Source organism: Caballeronia catudaia, from assembly GCF_001544755.2.
Lineage (GTDB): Bacteria > Pseudomonadota > Gammaproteobacteria > Burkholderiales > Burkholderiaceae > Caballeronia > Caballeronia catudaia.
Map to the genome: position 1 here is coordinate 1 of NZ_FCOF02000074.1, position 17,852 is coordinate 17,852.

The 17,852-nt window shown below is 63.5% G+C and carries 17 protein-coding genes and 1 pseudogene; 6 read left to right on the top strand and 12 right to left on the bottom strand.

Annotation, left to right across the window (positions count from 1 at the left end; genetic code table 11):
* Positions 1 to 298: 298 nt before the first annotated feature.
* A complete protein-coding gene (locus AWB75_RS34425) occupies positions 299 to 757 on the top strand; it encodes a DUF1993 domain-containing protein (protein WP_235012396.1) in 459 nt (152 codons plus the stop codon).
* On the opposite strand, the gene AWB75_RS34430 is transcribed toward AWB75_RS34425, so the two are convergent.
* Positions 750 to 1,133, bottom strand: a complete 384-nt coding sequence (locus AWB75_RS34430) for a VOC family protein (RefSeq protein ID WP_061128429.1) — start codon at positions 1,131 to 1,133, stop codon at positions 750 to 752. The genes AWB75_RS34425 and AWB75_RS34430 overlap by 8 nt on opposite strands.
* Between AWB75_RS34430 and AWB75_RS34435 the strand changes: the two genes are divergently transcribed.
* Positions 1,107 to 1,448, top strand: coding sequence for a hypothetical protein (locus AWB75_RS34435; protein ID WP_061128430.1), 342 nt, complete (start codon positions 1,107 to 1,109; stop codon positions 1,446 to 1,448). The genes AWB75_RS34430 and AWB75_RS34435 overlap by 27 nt on opposite strands.
* The gene (locus AWB75_RS34440; protein WP_061128431.1) at positions 1,445 to 1,759 is read left to right on the top strand and encodes a helix-turn-helix domain-containing protein; all 315 of its coding nucleotides are present in this window, start codon (positions 1,445 to 1,447) and stop codon (positions 1,757 to 1,759) included. Before AWB75_RS34435 ends, AWB75_RS34440 begins: the two co-directional genes overlap by 4 nt.
* 49 nt (positions 1,760 to 1,808) lie before the next feature.
* Here the strand turns inward: AWB75_RS34440 and AWB75_RS34445 are convergent, their stop codons facing one another.
* The gene (locus tag AWB75_RS34445; protein WP_061128432.1) at positions 1,809 to 3,104 is read right to left on the bottom strand and encodes a virulence factor family protein; all 1,296 of its coding nucleotides are present in this window, start codon (positions 3,102 to 3,104) and stop codon (positions 1,809 to 1,811) included.
* Positions 3,101 to 5,659, bottom strand: coding sequence for a bifunctional lysylphosphatidylglycerol flippase/synthetase MprF (gene mprF / locus AWB75_RS34450; RefSeq protein ID WP_061128433.1), 2,559 nt, complete (start codon positions 5,657 to 5,659; stop codon positions 3,101 to 3,103). The genes AWB75_RS34445 and mprF overlap by 4 nt, the downstream gene beginning before the upstream one ends.
* 439 nt (positions 5,660 to 6,098) lie before the next feature.
* Between mprF and AWB75_RS34455 the strand changes: the two genes are divergently transcribed.
* Positions 6,099 to 6,455, top strand: coding sequence for a hypothetical protein (locus tag AWB75_RS34455; protein WP_061128434.1), 357 nt, complete (start codon positions 6,099 to 6,101; stop codon positions 6,453 to 6,455).
* A gap of 22 nt (positions 6,456 to 6,477) precedes the next feature.
* On the opposite strand, the gene AWB75_RS34460 is transcribed toward AWB75_RS34455, so the two are convergent.
* Complete coding sequence (locus AWB75_RS34460; protein WP_061128435.1) at positions 6,478 to 6,984, bottom strand: hypothetical protein; 507 nt, start codon at positions 6,982 to 6,984, stop codon at positions 6,478 to 6,480.
* 175 nt (positions 6,985 to 7,159) lie between these two features.
* Entirely contained in the window at positions 7,160 to 7,855 is a 696-nt protein-coding gene (locus AWB75_RS34465; protein ID WP_061115843.1) for a response regulator transcription factor, read from the bottom strand.
* Between the two features lie 195 nt (positions 7,856 to 8,050).
* Here AWB75_RS34465 and AWB75_RS34470 point away from each other — a divergent pair, with 195 nt between their 5' ends.
* Positions 8,051 to 8,503: a response regulator gene (locus AWB75_RS34470; RefSeq protein WP_061128443.1), complete on the top strand. Its 453-nt coding sequence runs from the start codon at positions 8,051 to 8,053 to the stop codon at positions 8,501 to 8,503.
* Positions 8,504 to 8,618: 115 nt separating this feature from the next.
* Here AWB75_RS34470 and AWB75_RS34475 read toward each other — a convergent pair whose 3' ends face one another.
* The 7 genes and pseudogenes from AWB75_RS34475 to AWB75_RS34505 form a co-directional block, all read right to left on the bottom strand.
* On the bottom strand, positions 8,619 to 9,554 hold the full coding sequence (locus AWB75_RS34475) for an aldose epimerase family protein (protein ID WP_061128436.1): 936 nt from the start codon (positions 9,552 to 9,554) through the stop codon (positions 8,619 to 8,621).
* Between the two features lie 25 nt (positions 9,555 to 9,579).
* Positions 9,580 to 10,482 (bottom strand): ABC transporter permease, encoded by a 903-nt coding sequence (locus AWB75_RS34480; RefSeq protein WP_061128437.1) that lies wholly within the window; start codon positions 10,480 to 10,482, stop codon positions 9,580 to 9,582.
* Entirely contained in the window at positions 10,482 to 11,348 is an 867-nt protein-coding gene (locus AWB75_RS34485; RefSeq protein WP_061128438.1) for an ABC transporter permease, read from the bottom strand. Before AWB75_RS34485 ends, AWB75_RS34480 begins: the two co-directional genes overlap by 1 nt.
* Positions 11,345 to 12,421, bottom strand: a complete 1,077-nt coding sequence (locus tag AWB75_RS34490; protein ID WP_061128439.1) for an ABC transporter ATP-binding protein — start codon at positions 12,419 to 12,421, stop codon at positions 11,345 to 11,347. The genes AWB75_RS34485 and AWB75_RS34490 overlap by 4 nt, the downstream gene beginning before the upstream one ends.
* An 80-nt stretch (positions 12,422 to 12,501) precedes the next feature.
* Positions 12,502 to 13,674, bottom strand: a complete 1,173-nt coding sequence (locus tag AWB75_RS34495; protein ID WP_061128440.1) for an ABC transporter substrate-binding protein — start codon at positions 13,672 to 13,674, stop codon at positions 12,502 to 12,504.
* Positions 13,675 to 14,225: 551 nt separating this feature from the next.
* Positions 14,226 to 14,918, bottom strand: coding sequence for a FadR/GntR family transcriptional regulator (locus AWB75_RS34500; protein WP_061128441.1), 693 nt, complete (start codon positions 14,916 to 14,918; stop codon positions 14,226 to 14,228).
* 186 nt (positions 14,919 to 15,104) lie between these two features.
* Positions 15,105 to 17,051 (bottom strand): annotated as a pseudogene (locus AWB75_RS34505) (YadA family autotransporter adhesin); the annotation flags it as partial.
* Between the two features lie 28 nt (positions 17,052 to 17,079).
* On the opposite strand from AWB75_RS34505, the gene AWB75_RS37880 reads away from it, so the two are divergent.
* The coding region (locus AWB75_RS37880; RefSeq protein WP_159462839.1) for a hypothetical protein at positions 17,080 to 17,852 on the top strand (773 nt) is incomplete at its 3' end.

A 17,852-nucleotide genomic window follows, 5' to 3' on the forward strand; every position in this document is an offset into this window, starting at 1 on the left:
ACTGCCAGTCGCTCGTTAGCGGTACCCACAACGCGTTATACGAACGCCCCCATTCTGGAAACGACATGTCACCTCCATCTTTAGCAGGAGTGCAAATCGTAACGAGTGTGAGCGCGTACTTTGACGCTGAATCTCAATAATAAGAAAGGTGGCGGGGTTACTCGCCAGGAACGTGCTTCGCCCATGCTTCCATCAACGGGCGGCGCTGCTCAAGCAAATCGGTTCTGTGATACGCCGCTTCGACCTTGTTCGCCACCGTATGCGCAAGCGCTCGCGCCGCAAGGTCGCCGGCGTAGCCATGTTCGCTAGGGATCTGCTGAAAAAAGGCGCCGCCTTCGCCGACGAAAAAGGCCTCGCCCACGACGATGTCATCAACGCGCGTCTCGCGCCCGACATGCTGCCGCTCGTCGCGCAGATCCAGCGCGCAAGCGACACGGCGAAGCTCTCGGCCGCGCGTCTTGCCGGCATCGAGGCGCCGCGCTTCGAGGACAACGAGGACAGTTTTGCGTCGCTGCAGGCGCGCATCGAGAAGACGATCGCGTTTCTTAAGAGCATCGACAAGGCGTCGCTCGCGGGGTGCGAAACGCGCACGGTCACGCTGAAGTTTCCGGACTTTTCGCCGTCGTTTTCGGGCGACGATTATCTGTTCGGCTTCGGGCTGCCGAACTTCTATTTCCACGTCGTCACGACACACGACATCCTGCGCCATCTCGGCGCGCCGATCGGCAAGCGCGATTATCTCGGGCCGTTCAACTGAACTCGGAAATCTCGATGAGGTTGTAGTCCGGATCGCGCACGTACACGGAGCGCAGCTTGTGCGTCGCGCCCGTGCGCTCGACCGGACCTTCGACGATCGGAACATTCATTTGCGCGAGCCGCTCGATCACACGGTCGAGCGGCACGGCCGCGATGAAACACAGATCGAGCGCGCCCTGCACCGGCAAATGCGCCTTCGGCTCGAATTCCGAGCCGCGCACGTGAAGGTTGATTTTCTGATTGCCGAAGCGGAAAGCCATGCGGCCTGCGCCGAAGGTTTCGAGCTGCATTTGAAGAACGTCGACGTAGAAGCGCTTGGTCGCTTCCACGTCGACGCAGGTGAGCACGATGTGGTCGAGGTGATCGATCAGGGACATGCCGGACTCCGGTGGCGGGCGTCCGGTGATGGTAGCGAGTACCGCGAACTTCAACTTCAATTGCTCGCAAATCCCGAGGCAGGCGACCTGATCAAGGGAACCGGCGGTCTGAGGAAAGTCCGCTTCGGCGACAGGCGGCGCAACAAGGGAAAGCGGAGTGGGCTTCGGATCGTTTACTACCGTTGGGTCGGCGGCGCTCAATTCTGGATGTTTACGATTTACGACAAGAATGAAATGAGCGACCTGTCCAGCAGCGAGCGCGCGACGCTGTCGAGATTGCTCGATATCGAAGTAAGCCGAAGGAGTCCCGTATGAAGAAGCGAAACCTGTTCTCCGAACTCAGCGAAGGACTCGATGCGCTGGCCGCCGAGCGAGAAGGCAAAGTAACGCTGCGAAGAATCAGCGTCGAAGCGCCCGAGCCAGTAGAAGTGAGCGCGGAAGAAATACGAAATGTCCGTGAATCGGCTCACGTTTCCCAAGCAGTGATGGCGCACCGGCTACGGGTCAATGTACGGACGTGGCAGAACTGGGAGCAAGGCAAGGCAAGGCCGAACGCGCAGGCCGCGGTGTTGATCCGTCTCGTGGAAAAGCATCCCGAGACGCTTCGTTTTCTCGAAGCGCTCTGACCACAGGATGCTCGGCCGACCCTCAACGATCAGCGCCTGACCCGCGACCCTACCCCTGCCGCGCCGCGATCTGCTTTCTCCACCCCGCGAGAATGCGCCGCGCGAGCGCATCGTAATCGCCGCCGAAGTGATGATCGCCGGGCAGTTTCACCACTTCGATGCCCGTCTTCGTGAGTTGCGGACACAGCGTGTCCTCTTCCTTCTCGCCATAGATGCATTGCACCATCGACGGCGGCAGCTTGTTGAGTTCCGGCCGCACCTTCAACGCCTTTTCGCTCGCGGGCATGCCGAGCCAACCCGTTACGCGAATCTGAAAATCCGCCTCCGGCGAAAAGCCCATCAGCGAGATATACGACACCTGGTCGCGCGCCGCGTCCGGCAGACGGTTGTACGCGAACGGCATCACGTCCGCGCCGAACGAATAGCCGAGGAGCGCCACGTGACTCGTGTGCCAGCGCGCGTTGTAGGCGCGGATCACGCGGGCGATGTCGTTGGCGGTCTGCTGCGGCGTCTTCTCGCTCCAGAAGTAGCGCAGCGAGTCGATGCCGACCACCGATACGCCATCCTTCTGCAACGCGAGCGCCATCGTCTTGTCGAGATCGCGCCAGCCGCCATCGCCGGAAATGACGATCGCGAGCAAATCCGTCGGTTGCGCGGCACGCAGTTCGATCAGCGGCAAATCCGAGACATCGCTCTCCGAAACGGGTTCGGCTTTCTTCAGATGCGGCGCGGTCATCGCGACGAGCGCATCGGCCTTCGAGCGGCCCGTTTCGAGCAGCGCCGTGTACTCGAAGAAGCCTGGCAGCCCCTTCGCGTGGATGATCGTCGAATCCGGCGCGCACGGATTGAAACGCGCGTCGAGCATGGGCTCCGCCGCGAGCGATACCGCGCCCGCGACGGTGTTGTCCGGCGCCTGCTTCAGCGCGCTCTCGGCGAGAATCGCGCCCTGCCCCGTGCCAACGAGAATCGGCGCGTAATAGCGATTCGTCTGCACGGTGCGTTCGAGCTGATGGCTCATGTTCTCCGCATCGCCGACGAGGTTGTGACACGACTTCTCGGTCTTGTCGGCCGCGACGCGCGCGGCGTAACGCGGCGTATCCACGCCGATGACCATCGCGCCCTTGGCGGCGAGCGCATCGGCGGCTTGCTGATCGGCCGGGCTCCAGCCGCTCTTCTCCGAGAACAGCACGACGAAGCCCGTCATGCCGCCCGCGGGCTTCGTCAGCGTGACCTGACCATAGCGTCCGCCGGAAACCGTCCCGGCCGCATGCGCCATGCCGGACAGTACGACACCACAGACGGCGGCCACTGCCAGCGCCGCCGCTTTCTTGCAAAGGAATTTCATGAACGCCAGCCGCCCGCGAGGAGCGAAAGATCCGCCAAAGTGAAAAATACGCCGACCGAACCGGACGCCGCGAGGTAACGCGGCTCCCAGCGCGGCTGGAACTTGCTCTTGAATCCGCGCAGGCCGCGGAAGTTGTAGAAACGGCCGCCGAACCGCCACACGAGCCCGGCGAGCCGATGCCAGTGCGATGCGAGCGGCGTCGGCTCCATGCCCGAGAGCGGAGCGATGCCAAGCGACAGCGACCTGAACCCCGCTTCCTTCAGATGCAGCGCGAGCTTGGTGAAGAGATACTCCATCGCGTAAGGCGACGCGTCCGCGACGTGGCGCATCACGCCGACGGTCGCTTCGGTGTTCATGTCGGTCGTCATGAAGGTGACGAACGCGACCGGCTTGCCCTCCTGGCGCACGAGCAGCACGGATTGCGCCGCGAGGTATTCCTCGTTGAAGGCCGCGACCGAGAAGCTCTTCTCGCGCGCCGAGCGGCTTTCGAGCCAGTCGTCGGAGATCGCGCGCAGCAGAGGCAGGCTTTCCGCGATGCGCGCAGAACCGATCACTTCGGTGTTGAATCCGTCGCGCTCGCCGCGCTTGAGCGCATAACGCAGATGCGAACGATGCGAGCCCTTCAGATCGAAGTCGGCAAGCGCGACGTGGGCTTCCTCGCCGAGCTTCATCAACGTGAGGCCGGCGTCGAGATAGAGCGGCAGCGCATCGGCGCGCACCTGGTAGAACGCCGCGCGGCCATTGTGCGCATGCGCGAGCTCGACGAATTTGCGAATCAGCTCCGCCCACTCGCGGCGCGGCCCGACCGGATCGTGCAGCGCGGCCCACGTGCGGCCGTGCTTCGCGTACATCAGGAAAGCTTCGCGCGATTCGGAGAAGAGGAAGCTCTTGTCGCCCATCATCGCGAGGCCCGCGTCGCTGCGCTCCTGCGCACGGAAGATGCGCGCGGCATCGGTAAGATCCTGCGGCGCGGGCTTCACGAAGCGGCCCGCCGCCGGACGCAGCAATTGCCAGACGCCGAACGCCGATGCGAACACCGCCGCAGCGAGCGTCGCGCGCAGCGCACGCGGGGCGCGCTCGTCGAAGGCGAACTGCCACCAGAGATCGCGGCTGTACGGCACGTCGCGGAACGCGAAGAACATGATCCAGACGGCCAGCGCCATCACGACGCCGATCGAAATCAGCCAGGTCGCCGTGAAGCGCTCGGCGAACAGCGACGAACGGCGGTTGAAGCGCTCGCGCGCCGCGACGAGCAGCACGACGAGAAACGCCAGCACGCCCGCTTCGACGAACGCAAGCCCCTTCGCCAGCGACAGCGCGAGGTTCGTCACGGCGAGGATCAGCGCGAGCCACCAGGCGGCATCGAGCCGGCGCATCAGACCGCGCGCGACGAAGAGCAGCAGCACGCCGAATACGGAGCCGAGCAGTTGCGAGCTTTCCAGCACCCACAGCGGAACGATGGTCTGCAACAGCGCGATACGCATCTTGAACGCGGGCGTCGCGCCGGAGATGACGAGCATCGAGCCGGCCGCGAACGTGACGATCGACAGGAACACCGGCGCGAGTTGCGAAACGTGACGCGGACGCAGGAAGGCGAAACGGCCCTTGAGCGCACGGCCTTCGAACGCCGCCATCACGCCCGCCGAAAGGATCAGCGGCAGGCCGAAGTAGATCGCGCGATACGCGAGCAGCGCGGCGAGCACGTCCGGCGTCCGGGCGCTGCCGCCCAGCGCGAAGACCATCGCGGCCTCGAACACGCCGACACCGCCCGGCGTATGGCCGATCATGCCGAGCAGCATTGCCGCCGAGAACACCGTCATGAATTCGCCGAAACCGACTTGCTGATTCGGCAGGAGCGCCCAGAGCGCGAGTCCGGCGCCGAGCACGTCGACGACGGCGAGCGCGGCCTGCGCGACGAAATCGCGGCGCGCCGGCACGGTGAACGCGAGCCACTTCCAGCGCGAGCGCAGCGTGCGCGGCTCAGGGCCGCAGACGACGACCATCGCAGCGAACACCGCGAGCAGCGCCGCGCCTGTCGCGCGCAATGCGACGGGCGGCAAGTGCATCATGCCCGAGAGCGTGTCCGCGCCGAACAGCATTCCGGCTGCGGCCATGAACGCGAGCGAAAGCGCCAGCGTGACGCTCGTGAAGATCGTGAGACGGCCGACCTGCGCCGGCGTGACCTCGGCCGCGCCGTAGACGCGGCAGCGCACGGCACCGCCCGTCAGCGCGCCGAAGCCCGTCACATTGCCGAGCGCGGAGCCGACTGTCGCGCCGACCCACAGCAGCGAACGCGGCACCGCCAGGCCAATATGACGCAGGCCGACCGCGTCGCGCCCGACCAGCGCGGCGAACGAAAGCGCGGTCGCGAACAGCGCGGCGAACCATGCTTGCGGCGTCATCACGCGCAGCGAGTGCATGACCGATTTGTAATCGACCGCGCGGGACAGATGCTGGAAGACCACGAGCAGCAGCACGCAGATCACGACCGTGAGCACGGGCGCGGCGAGCCGCTGAAGATCGACGCCGCCGGACGGGCGTCCGACGGGTGACATGGCGCGAAGCCGGGCGAGCAACTTTGTGCGAGACATGCGTTCTATCAAACTGACTGCCGCTGCGTATCGGCCGCGGAACGGTCGATGGCGACGGTACATCACGGTTATCGGGGGACCCGCGCAACTCACGCGGTCGGAGAGCGCCACAATCGGCTCCCGCCGCCCGCGCTCGCGCCATACAAAAGGCTTTAACGTGTGAAACGCCTATATAACGGCGACGGTTGACCCGACTTGACTAATATTGGGAAAACTACCGATCGAAAGCCGTGTTCAGATTCGACGCGCTCTTTCTGACGATTGATTTCGCACGAACGACCGCTCGCATCTGCTTTACGGTTTGTCAGGGCAACGGTTAGGATCGACGCCCGCGCGCGCTGCCGACGTCGAAACAGTACGGGGCAGAAGTTTAAGCGTTCACTGCAAAAAAGGTATCGGAACTATGAGAAAAACCATCGCAATCTTGTCGGCTGCAATCGGCGCGTCCGCGTTGAGCGCATGCGTTTCGACGGACGACGCCCTGCTCAAGACGGTGCCGGTCGGCTCCGGCACGTCGCAGTTCAAGCCGTACGAATTCGTTCGGTGCGTGAAGGAAAAATGGACGCCGATCGCCGGGCGCGTGCGCGAATACGCGCCGAGCACCGATACGCAGGCCGTCTCCATCCCGAGCGGCGGACTGACGAGCCAGTCGGTGGTGCTGCTGATCGCGCAGGCATCGGCGAACGGCACCGGTTACACGATTTACGGCGATGTCGCCGTCACAGGCCGCTATGTCGCGGCCACGCACGCGTGCGATTGAGCGCTGATCCCGTTTCCCGCGCTCAGGACGGTTTGCCGCCGCGCATGTCGACGCCCGCCAGATGCGTCCCGACGACGCGTCCGATCAGATAGCCGTCCGACGCGCACGCATTGACGCGCTCCTTTCCGTTCCACTGGATCTTGTACTGATCGTCTTGGGAGTGAACCGCGGAGGCGTCGAACTTGCGCTTCGCCTTGCCGCCGTTGCGCACTTCCTCGCCGACAAGCCGGTTCCACGTCAGCGCGTAGCCGTAGCGCACGCCGTCGGCGAAGGCATCGCTATCGCAAACTTGCGACGGGGGCGTCGTCTTGATCATCTGATGGTAGCCGCTCGCGGTGCCGACCATGATGCGCTGTTCACCCGGCGGCGCGGGCGGTGCTGCCGGCTTGGGTGCGGCCTGGGCGGCTCGTGCAGCCGATGCCGCCGACGCGGCAGCCGCCGCATCGGCGTCGGTCTGCTGTGGAAGCGGCGCGCATGCGCCGAGAACGAGCGCCGCTGTCACCGCGACTGCCGTGCCGGCGCCTTGCATTTTTATGAACGTTATCCTGCGAATCACCTGCGCTGACCTATCTCAAATTTAGTCCGGGCTATACCTTACCATCCCGCGATGAATTCGTCGGAACGATGCGAAAAAGGCCGCGCACGCAACGACGCGGGCGCCCTTTCGGGTGCGCCCGCGTCAAAAAAGTAGATGAAGCGCGTGCTCAGGACGCCGACGACGTATTGCTCATCGGCATTTCGATCCCGCGCCGCGCCATTTCGACGATCAGAAACGTTCGCCGCGTCACGTGGAAGCGCGCGAGCAGATCGCTCGAATATTCCTTGGCCGTGTTTTCGCTGATATTCATCTTGCGGGCGATCGCCTTGTTCGACAGTCCCTGCAACAGATAGCGCAGTGTCTCGGTCAGGCGCGGCGGCAGGTCGAGCGATTCGACCGTTACGCCCGCGTGCGGCGACACCGGCTTGGGACTGTGGCCGCCCTTGCCAAGCACCGTGTTCGGCAGATACACGCGCCCGTTCAGGATGGTTTTGAGCGCTTCGCGAAACACGCCCGCGCCCTGCTCGCTGCCTTTGGAGATGAATCCGCACGCGCCGTTCTTGATGCACTCAAGCACGGTATCGCGGTCGTCCTGCGCGGACAGCATGATCGTCTGAATCTCGCGCTCTTCCTCGCGAATCCAGTTGAGCAGATCCATGCCGGTGGCCTGGCCGCGCAAGTGGTAGTCGAGAAACATCAGATCGTAGGTATTGGCGGAAAGCTTGGCTTTCGCCTGCTCGAAACCATCGGCTTCGTCGATTTCGAGCAAGGGCTCGTTCGCCAGAATGAGACTCTTCATGGCGCTCCGGGTGAGCCCTTCGTCCTCTACCAGCAACACAGTTTTGAAATAGCCATTTTCCATTGCGACGCTCCGAGAACGGTTCCGATATTACGCGCGCCTCGTTCGACTTCCACCCCTCTTTCGCAGGGATACATTCGGCAGTCTCCCAAAATACTCCGCGTCCCCTGCCCGTGCCGGGTTTTCCGATGAGCGCGTCCGGCCGACACTGGCCGCATCGAATCGACTACGTAACCCAATACGAGCATGGAGGATGAGATGTCAAGCCGTCTGGCCGACAACGAGCGCGAATTCGCGTTGTGGCGTATCAAGCGGGCCCGCACCGGAGACGCATCGCGGCGCGTGCTGATCGCCCACAAGGACAAGTCGATCGGCGATTCGCTCGCCGTGCAACTCCGGCTGAAAGGCTTGCAGGTCATCCATTCGCAGGATCTGAAATCCGTGCGCGCGCTGGTGCGTAGCTGGCAGCCGCAGGCGCTGCTGCTCGATACGAGTTTCGACAACGAGTCTGGCTACGTCTTCTCGCGCACGCTTCGCATGGACGCGGACGTGACCGGACGCCTGCTCGTCGCGATGAGCAACGTATGGCCCGCCGATCCGGTGCAAACGCTCAAGGAAGCCGGCTTCGACGCCCACTGCCGCCGGCCGTGCGCCACGTGGCGCATCGTCGATCTCGTCGAATCGTTCTTTTCGATGCCGCTCACGCGCTGAATTCCGCACTGGAGGTGCGCCATGAACACGGATATCTGCATCGTCGGTGGCATCTTGCCGGCAAATGCGTCGCGCTGTCCCGCGGTCCGCGAGCGCGCCTGTGTCGAAGCGCGCGTCAGGCGTCGTCGTCGTCGCGCCGGGCCGGGTTCGCGCCGGTTGCCATCACGAGCGACGCCCGTATTTCACTACCTGGATTGAGGACGGCGATCCCCGTGCCGGGCTGGCCGCGTGCCGCGAGATTGAAACCGTCGCTCACGTGCGAGACCGGCTCGACGCACAGATAGCCCGCGCCCGCCGGACAGTGCACGACGACATGGCTCAGCGCGTCGTCGGCGATCAGTTCGAGCGTGCGGCCGTCGGCATAGCGCAGCGTCGCGCGGCCGTCCCAGCCGCTCAGATAACGCGTGTAGCCCTCCGTTTCCCGCTCATGCCGATGCGCGGGGCTTTCGTCAGTCGGCTCGATCGCGATCTCCGCTTCGTGCCGCCAGTGCGTTGTCGCATGAAGCTCGGCCTCGCTCGCGCCGAAGTAAGGATGAAAACCCAGGCCGACCGGCATCGGACTCGACGACCGGTTCACGATACGCATTGACATGCGCGCGCCTTGCGCGTTCGCCTCGATCAGCTGAACAGCTTCGAACGCCCACGGCCAGCCATGCTCGCCCTCTCCGTGCACGTAGCGCAACACGACGCAATCCGCCTCCTGCAACTCGACGCTCCACGCCGCGAACTGGCCGAAGCCGTGCAGCGCGTGCGCCATGCCAGGAAACGTCGCCAGATCGACGATGGAACCATCCGGCGCGGGAAAACGCGCCTCGCGCACGCGATTGGAAAACGGCACGAGCGGATAGCTGCCGCCTTTCGGCCAGGCATCGCACGGCCAGTTCGCGACGGTCACGGGCGCGAGCCAGTCCGCGAGGCCGCGCTCGCCTCGCGTGGCAAAGCGCGTGATGCGCCCGCCCGCCGCCGGCGCGATTTCGATGACATGCGGCCCGCTCGAAATGCACAGGCGCGGCTCGGCGTTCAGCACGACGACTTCGCGGAATTTCGTCACGACACGACGTCCGTTTGGAGAGGCATCACTGCTTCTGCTCCTTCACGCGCGACACGAGCTGCGTCGGGCTCACGAACTGCAGCGCGATCAGCACCCAGACCATCGTGATGGCCATGTAGATCATCGCCATCGCGTCGATGGATTGCGGTGCGCGCACGCCCGTCGAGAACACCGCGTAGTACAGCGCGACGACGAGCGTCTGCGTGGTCGGCCCGGCGGTGAAGAACGTCAGCTCGAACATGCCGATGGTCCGCACCAGCACGAGCAAACCCGCAGCCAGCATGCCCGGCACGAGCAGCGGCAGCAGCACGTAGCGGAAGTAGCGGAATGTGTTCGCCCCGAAAATTCGCGCGGCCGATTCCAGGTTCGGATCGATCTGCTCGATGAACGGCGTCATCACGAGAATGACGAACGGCAGCGCAGGCACCAGGTTCGCGAGAATCACGCCGGTCAGCGTGCCGGCGAGATGGAACTTGTACATGACCGTCGCCATCGGGATGCCGTAAGTCACGGGCGGCACCATCAGCGGCAGCAGGAACACGAGCATCGCGAAACGCTTGCCGGGAAACTGCACGCGCGCGAGCGCATACGCCGCCGGCACGCCGAGCACGAGGGACAGCAGCACTACCGCGCCCACCACTTCGAGCGTCACGAGCAGCACGCTCGAAAGCTGGAAGTCGCTCCATGCCTGCGCATACCAGTGCAGCGTGAAGCCCTGCGGCAAGAGCGTGCCGAACCAGCGTGTCGCCACCGAGTTCACGGCGACGGTCGCGATCAGCAGCAGCACGTTGACGAGAAAGAAGCCCATCGTCGTCCAGACGAAGCACTTCCACAGCCTGTCGCGCAGGCTCGACTGTTGTTTCATGACCTTGCCCGCGTTGTCGCCGGGCGATGCCCAGACCGGCGCCGTTTGATTATCGAGAGCCATTATCCCTTGCCTCCCGTCACCGGACCCGTGTAGAAGAAGCGGCGCGCGCCGAGCATGCCGCCGACGACGAACAGTTGCACGAAGCCCATCACGATGGCGATGGTCGATGCAAGCGCGTAATCGTAGCTTTCGAATGCGGCCTCCGATGCGGCGATCGAGATCACGCGCGTCGGGCCGGCCGGCGCGCCGAGCAGCACCGCCGACGGAAACACCGAGAACGCCTGCACGAACGAAAGGCACGCGGTCATCGTGAGACCGGGCAGCAGAAGCGGCAGATAGATCTGACGGAACTGCTGCCACGGGCTCGCGCCGAGCGTCGCGGCGGCGCGGGCGAGCGTCGGATCGATGCCGGTCACATACGACAGCGTCAACAGAAACGCGAACGGAAAGCCCGACACGATCAGCGAAATCAGCACGCCCCAGTAGTTGTGCGTGAGGCGCACTTCATCGCCATAGAGATGCAGCGCCTGCAACGCCTGCGGAAACCAGCCATTCGGGCTGAAGTAGGTCAGCATGCCGTCGGCGATCAGCACCGTGCCGAGCGTCACCGGCACGACGAGCAGGGTCGTGACGAACTTCTGCCACGGCGAGGTGCGCCGCAACGCAAAGGCAACCGGCACCGACACGCCCACGTTGATGATCGTCGCGGGCACCGCGAGCTTCAGCGTGACGATGATCGTCGGCCACATCGACGAATCGGTGAAGAAGGTGATGTAGTTCGCCCAGACGCCTCCACCGTTCATCGGATTGAACGACAGCATGAGCCCGTACGCGAACGGATAAATGAACAGCGCGATGATGAAGATGAGCGCGGGCGCGACGAGCCAGCCCTTCGGATCGCGTTGCGGCGCGGGAAGCGCGATCATTTTTCTTCTCCATAGACCAGCGTCTTCGAAGGCGCGACGCGCAGCGTGATGCGCTCGCCTTCGCTGCATTCGCCCGCAATGCGCGCCCACAGCTTGCCGAACGCCGTGTTCACGATGATGAGCGAATCGCGCCCGCCGTATTCGACGACCTCGACATGCGCATCGAACGCGTTCTCGGCGCCGGGCGCGGCGCGCTCCATGTCTTCAGGACGCAGCGCGACGCAAACGCGCTTGCTGTCGAAGCCTTCCATCGGCGTGCCGACGAGACGCACGCCATTCGCATTCACGGCTACCGTCTCGCCCTGCGTGCCTTCGAGCGTCGCCTGCACGACATTGCGAAAGCCCATGAAGCGCGCGACGTGCAGGTTCTTCGGCCGCGCATAGACTTCTTTCGGCGACGCCACCTGCTGCACGACGCCCTCCTTCATCACGACGATGCGATCGGCCATCGACAGCGCCTCGTCCTGGTCGTGCGTCACGTAGATGGTCGCGCGCTCCAGCTTGCCGTGGATGCGGCGGATTTCGGCGCGCATTTCGATACGCAGCTTGGTGTCGAGATTCGAGAGCGGTTCGTCCATCAGCACGAGCGGCGGTTCGATGACGATCGCGCGCGCGATCGCCACGCGCTGCTGCTGGCCGCCCGACAACTGGCCGGGCAGCTTGCCGTCGTGGCCGATCAGCTGCACGAGCTGCAAGGCCGCCTTCGCGCGTTTCGTCGCTTCGGCTTTCGGCATGCCGCGCATCTTCAGGCCGAAGCCGACGTTATCCAGCACCGACATGTGCGGAAAGAGCGCGTAATTCTGAAAGACCATGCCGAAGCCGCGTCTTTCGGGCGGCAGCACGTCGATGCGCTTGTCGTCGAGCCAGATGCCGCCGCCCGTCAACGGCTGCAATCCGGCGATGCAGTTCAGCGCGGTCGATTTGCCGCAGCCCGACGGCCCCAGCAGCGCGATGAACTCGCCGCGCTGGATGTTCAGATCGAGGCCCTTCAACGCCGCGAGCTGGTGCCCTTCCGCGTTGGTGAAGCTGCGCGAGACCGAGTCGAGGCGCAACTGCTCAAAAGTGTGCTTCATGACGATTTCCTGCTCATTTTGTGCAAGCGGCGACGCTCCTTGCGAGAAACGTCGCCGTCTGATTGCGAAGCCCGACCTGCTTACTTGGTCTTCGCCGCGCCGATTTCGCGGTCCCATTTCTGGAACGCAGCGACCATGGCCTGCGCGTTGAGCGGCAGGACGTGCGGACGGTCCGCGAGCAGCTTCGCGTACTCGGGCCGGCCGAACTTCTGGATCACTTCCTGGCTCTTCGCGGGCGCCATCGAAAGCGGCACGTCCTTCACCGCGGGGCCGGGATAGAAGTAGCCATCGTCATAGGTCAATGCCTGCTGCGCCGGTTCGAGCATGAAGTTCATCAGCTTGTAGAGCACGTCGAGCTTTTCCTTCGGCACGCCCTTCGGGATCACCATGTAGTGCGCGTCGTTGACCCAGGTCATGTTGTCGAACGCGCCGACCTTGAATTCCGCGGGCACGATGCCGAGCGCGCGCGGATTGATGTCCCAGCCCGTCACGGTGACGGTCATGTCGCGCGTGCCTTCGCCGAGCTCCTTCATCACCGCCGAGGTGCCGCCCGGGTAGTACGGAATGCAGTCGTTCAGTTGCTTGAGGAATGCCCAGGTCTTGTCCCAGCCGTTGATCGGGTCCATCGGGTCTTTGTCGCCGAGCACGTACGGCAGGCCCATCAGGAAGGTGCGGCCGGGGCCGGAGTTCGCCGGGCGCGCGTAGATCAGCTTGTTCGGATGCGCCTTGCACCACGCGAGCAGTTGCTCGGGCGTCTTCGGAACGTCGGTGACTTTGGCCGGGTTGTATTCGAGCAGCGGCCCGGCGGGCATGTAGGTGACTTCGAGACCGTAGCCTTGCGCGATGTCCTGCATCTTGCGCGGACCGGGCGCGTATTTGTCGAGCACGCCGGGGAACGCTTTCGACTGATCGGGCAGCAGCTTTTCCCAGAGACCTTGCTGGATGCCGGCCGCGAGCGCGTCGGTGCCCGTCACGACGAGGTCGATGTCCGAGCGCCCCGCCGCCTGCATCGCCTTGATCTTGCCCGGCAGTTGCGGCGCGGGTGCGTTCGTGAAGGTGATGCTCGAAACCAGGTCGGGATGCTTCGCCTTGAATGCCTCGAAGCCCTTTTGCGTCAGTTGCAGATTGCCTGCGACGTCGACGATGTTGATCGATACCGGATCGGCCGCGCACGCCGCGCTCATACCGAATGCCGCGCTAACGGCGATGCAAACCGCCGCCAGTTTCACTGACAGTTCTGCCTTGAAAGCCATTTTGTCTCCTCACTTCTCTCGCAACCGTGGTCGGGAAGAGGTCCGGTCGTATCGTCGCTTTGTCGATGTTGTCGATCGCCGGCCTTGCTTGTGCCTGTTTATGCCTGGTTCTGATTCGTCGGGTCTGTGCGCGTGCGTCCTCGTTGCGGCTGGATGCTGAAAAATAGCTAACGGGGTTATAGGATGTCAAGCAAGTCGGACTGCGCGAGGGTGTTACCGAAACAACCGAACCGCGTTTTTTCTTCTGCCGATAGCGGTTTGCAAGGCGTCTCGGGATATACCCCGAGCGCGCGTTACCTCGGTTTTTAACCTGGTTTTATCCTGGGTTTCCTGGACGTTTTCCCGAGTGTTGGTGTCGAGCGCGATCCTGCCGCCATTCGATGCGAACAAGCTTCAACCACGCACAGGGCGCCCTGAAGTTGGAAAAACAGGTGAGTATCGTCGGTGGACTCGGCGCGGAGCCCGGCAGTGTCGACGCGCAAAGTTGTCAAACAACTTGACAGCGACGCCCAGCGTTCGCTGAGGTTGTGTGACAACCGGACCGCAGCCATTCATTTGCCGAACATGCGCTCGACTGCGTTTTCAAGATGCGATTTCATTGCCCTTCCCGCGCGCACGGGGTCGCGCGCGCGGATGGCATCGAGCACCTCGCGATGTTCCCGCTGGACGACCCTCTGCCGTTCGAGCGTCTTCACGAACGACAGATTGCGCGACAGGTTCATGCTGAACTCGATCTGTTCTTCGATGAACGACAACACGCTGATAAAAAACGGGTTCTTCGACGCGCGCGCGACCGCGAGATGAAAAGCGAAATCGTCCTTCGCGCCGATGCCCTGCTGCGTTTCAACCACGCGCTCGAGGTGATCCCAGGCGTCTTGAATCGCGCGTATGTCTTCGTCGTCCGCCTTCGCTGCGGCGAGCTCAGCCGCGCCAGCCTCCGTCACCAGGCGAAATTCGTAGCAGCGTCGGATGTCGGACAGCGTCTCGAGCGGTGCGAAACGGCGTGCGTCGGGATCGGGGCGTCGTCCGACGATGGTCCCCGAGCCGCGTCGCGTCACGATGATGCCATCCGCACGTAGCCGCGCGAGCGCCTCGCGCACCGTTGGACGCGACGTTGCGAAGCGTTCGGCGAGCGCGTGTTCGGTGAGGAGCCGGTCGCCCTCCTTGAACTCGCCTTCCGTGATGCTGTTGAGAATGTCGTTGTAGATCCGGTCGGCAAGGCCGGGCGACTTACGCTCGTTCATGTTCGCGCGTGACGTGCTTGTCAGGGTGGAGACCGATTGTAAGGCAGATTTTTGGAGCGGAATTGGCGGTTCTTCGGCGGTCTCAAAGATTCCGAGCAAAAAAAATCGGTCGGCATTGAACGCCGACCGATTTTTTCCTACATCAGGGTTTCAACCCGCCCGGGCGGGGAGCCCACCCGTCGTGTATTACCACTGATACCCCGAGCCGAACACGACACCGACGCTTCCATAGCTACTGGTATTGCCGGAAGCCTTGACCACCCATCGATTGTTTTCCGTCACGTACGACACGCCAATGGCAGCGCCCGTCGAGCCTGCGAAGCGCGACGCCGCGGCCGCCACCATCGTCTTGCCCGGCGCCGTGGGTTGCGGCAAACCGGCGACGGCCATGGCCGCAGCGATGCCGCCCCACGCCTTGCCCGCAACGTCGTTGATCTGCCCCTGCACGCCGGAAATGCGGGCGTCGGTATAGCTCTGAGCCTGCGCCGCCGCGAGATTCAACTGACCGACGTTCACGGCGTCGGTGGTTTGGGTACCCGCCGCGACGTTCGTGACCTGACGCTCCGCACCCGCGGCGCCGACCGACACCGTGTTTGCCCGGTCGGCCACCGAATTCGCGCCGAGCGCCACCGAGTTGTCCGCGCTCGCGACAGCGTTCGCACCCATTGCTGTCGCGTGTGCGCCGGTGGCGCTCGCGACTTCGGTGCTGCGGTCGCCTTGTGCGGCGAACATCGGATTGCCACCACTTTCCGCGATGTTCGTCACCCGGTCCAGTGCGGCGTTCATCTGATCCAGATTGACCGCATCGCTACCCGAGACGCCCGTTGCCACGTTGTGGATTGTCGTGCCGCCCGTCCGACCGTTGCCGAGTGTAACGTTGGCGTAATCGGTCGTACCGTCGGCCTTCGTGTCGTAGGTCAAGGCCGTCTTGGCCGTGCCGTCGCCATTGATGAGACCAGCCGACTTCAACTGCGAGACGTTGACGGCGTCCGTGTCCTCTTTGCCAGCCGCGACGTTGGTGATCTGACGTTCGTTGCCCGCCGAACCTACCGATACCGTGTTCGCGCGATCCGCCACCGAGTTCGAACCCAGCGCCACGGAGTTGATCGCCGTGGCTTGCGCGTTGCCGCCGATCGCTACTGAATCCGCGCCGCTTGCCGATGAGTCCGGCAACGTCGAATTTGCGTGGAAGTACTTGATCCCGCCGCCCGTGGTGATGTCGTTGAGCGTGGTGTTGATCGTGCTGATGTCGGAGGTGTTCTGCGTGACGCGGCCATCGAGGTTGGTCAGGGCGTCGCCGACGTTGTTGAACGTCGAGTTGTCCTTGAACGTGTAAGTCGGCGCTGTGATGGTGCCGTCAGCGTTCACGGTCGAGCCGCCGCCCAACGCCGTCGCGGCGCTTTGCGCGGTGCTGTAGAGTTGCGAGCCGTTGATGGCTTCCGTACTGGTATCCGTCACCGCTCCGGGAGCGACATTCTTCAGCGTGACAGGTGTTCCGGGATTCCCGAACGTCACGCTCGTATGGCTCGCATCGTCATAGGTGACCGCGTTCGCGAGACTCGTCGAAACGGTCGAATTCAATTGCGAGACGTTGACGGCGTCCGTGTCTTCCTTGCCAGCCGCGACGTTGGTGATCTGACGTTCGTTGCCCGCCGAACCCACCGATACCGTGTTCGCGCGATCCGCTATAGAGTTCGAACCCAGCGCCACGGAGTTGATCGCCGTGGCCTGTGCGTTGCCGCCGATCGCTACTGAATCCGCGCCGCTTGCCGATGAGTCCGGCAACGTCGAATTTGCGTGGAAGTACTTGATCCCGCCGCCCGTGGTGATGTCGTTGAGCGTGGTGTTGATCGTGCTGATGTCGGAGGTGTTCTGCGTGACGCGGCCATCGAGGTTGGTCAGGGCGTCGCCGACGTTGTTGAACGTCGAGTTGTCCTTGAACGTGTAAGTCGGTGCCTTGATGGTGCCGTCCTCGTTCACAGTCGAGCCGCCGCCAAGCGCCGTCGCGGCGCTTTGCGCAGTGGCGTGGAGCTGCGAGCCGTTGATGGCTTCCGTGCTGGTATCCGTCACCGCTCCGGGCGCGACGTTCTTCAGCGTGACGGGTGTTCCGGGATTCCCGAACGTTACGCTCGTGTGATTCGCATCGTCGTACTGAACCGTGTTGTACAAGGCGACCGACAATGAATCGACGCCCGTCGACAGGGAGGCGACAGAGGTCGAGGTCGAGGTCGAAAGCGTGTCGATGCCCGTCGACAAAGAGCCGACGGCGGTCGACGTAGAGCCCGACAATGCGTCGATGCTCGTGGAAAGCGACACCGCCGTGGTCGAAACCGACGTCGACAAGGTATCGATTCCGGTCGATAGCGAGTTCACGGCGGTCGATGTCGAAGTGGACAACGTTTCGATACCGGTCGACAACGAGCCGACGGCAGTCGACGTCGAGGTCGACAAGGAATCGATATTGGTCGACAACGACACGACCGTGGTCGACGTCGAGTTCGACAACGTGTCGATGCCTGTGGAGAGCGATGTGACCGAGGTCGAGGTGGAACTCGACAAGGTATCGATATTGGTCGACAACGACGCGGCCGTGGTCGACGTCGACGTCGACAGCGAGTCGATGCCCGTCGAAAGCGAACCGATCGCAGTCGACGTCGAGCTTGACAACGTTTCGATGCCGGTTGACAGCGAGCCGACTGCAGTCGACGTAGAGGTCGATAACGTGTCGATGCCGGTCGAGAGCGAGCCAACTGCAGTCGACGTAGAGGTCGATAACGTGTCGATGCCGGTCGAGAGCGAGCCAACTGCAGTCGACGTAGAGGTCGATAACGTGTCGATGCCGGTCGAGAGCGAGCCAACTGCAGTCGACGTAGAGGTCGATAACGTGTCGATGCCGGTCGAGAGCGAGCCAACTGCAGTCGACGTAGAGGTCGA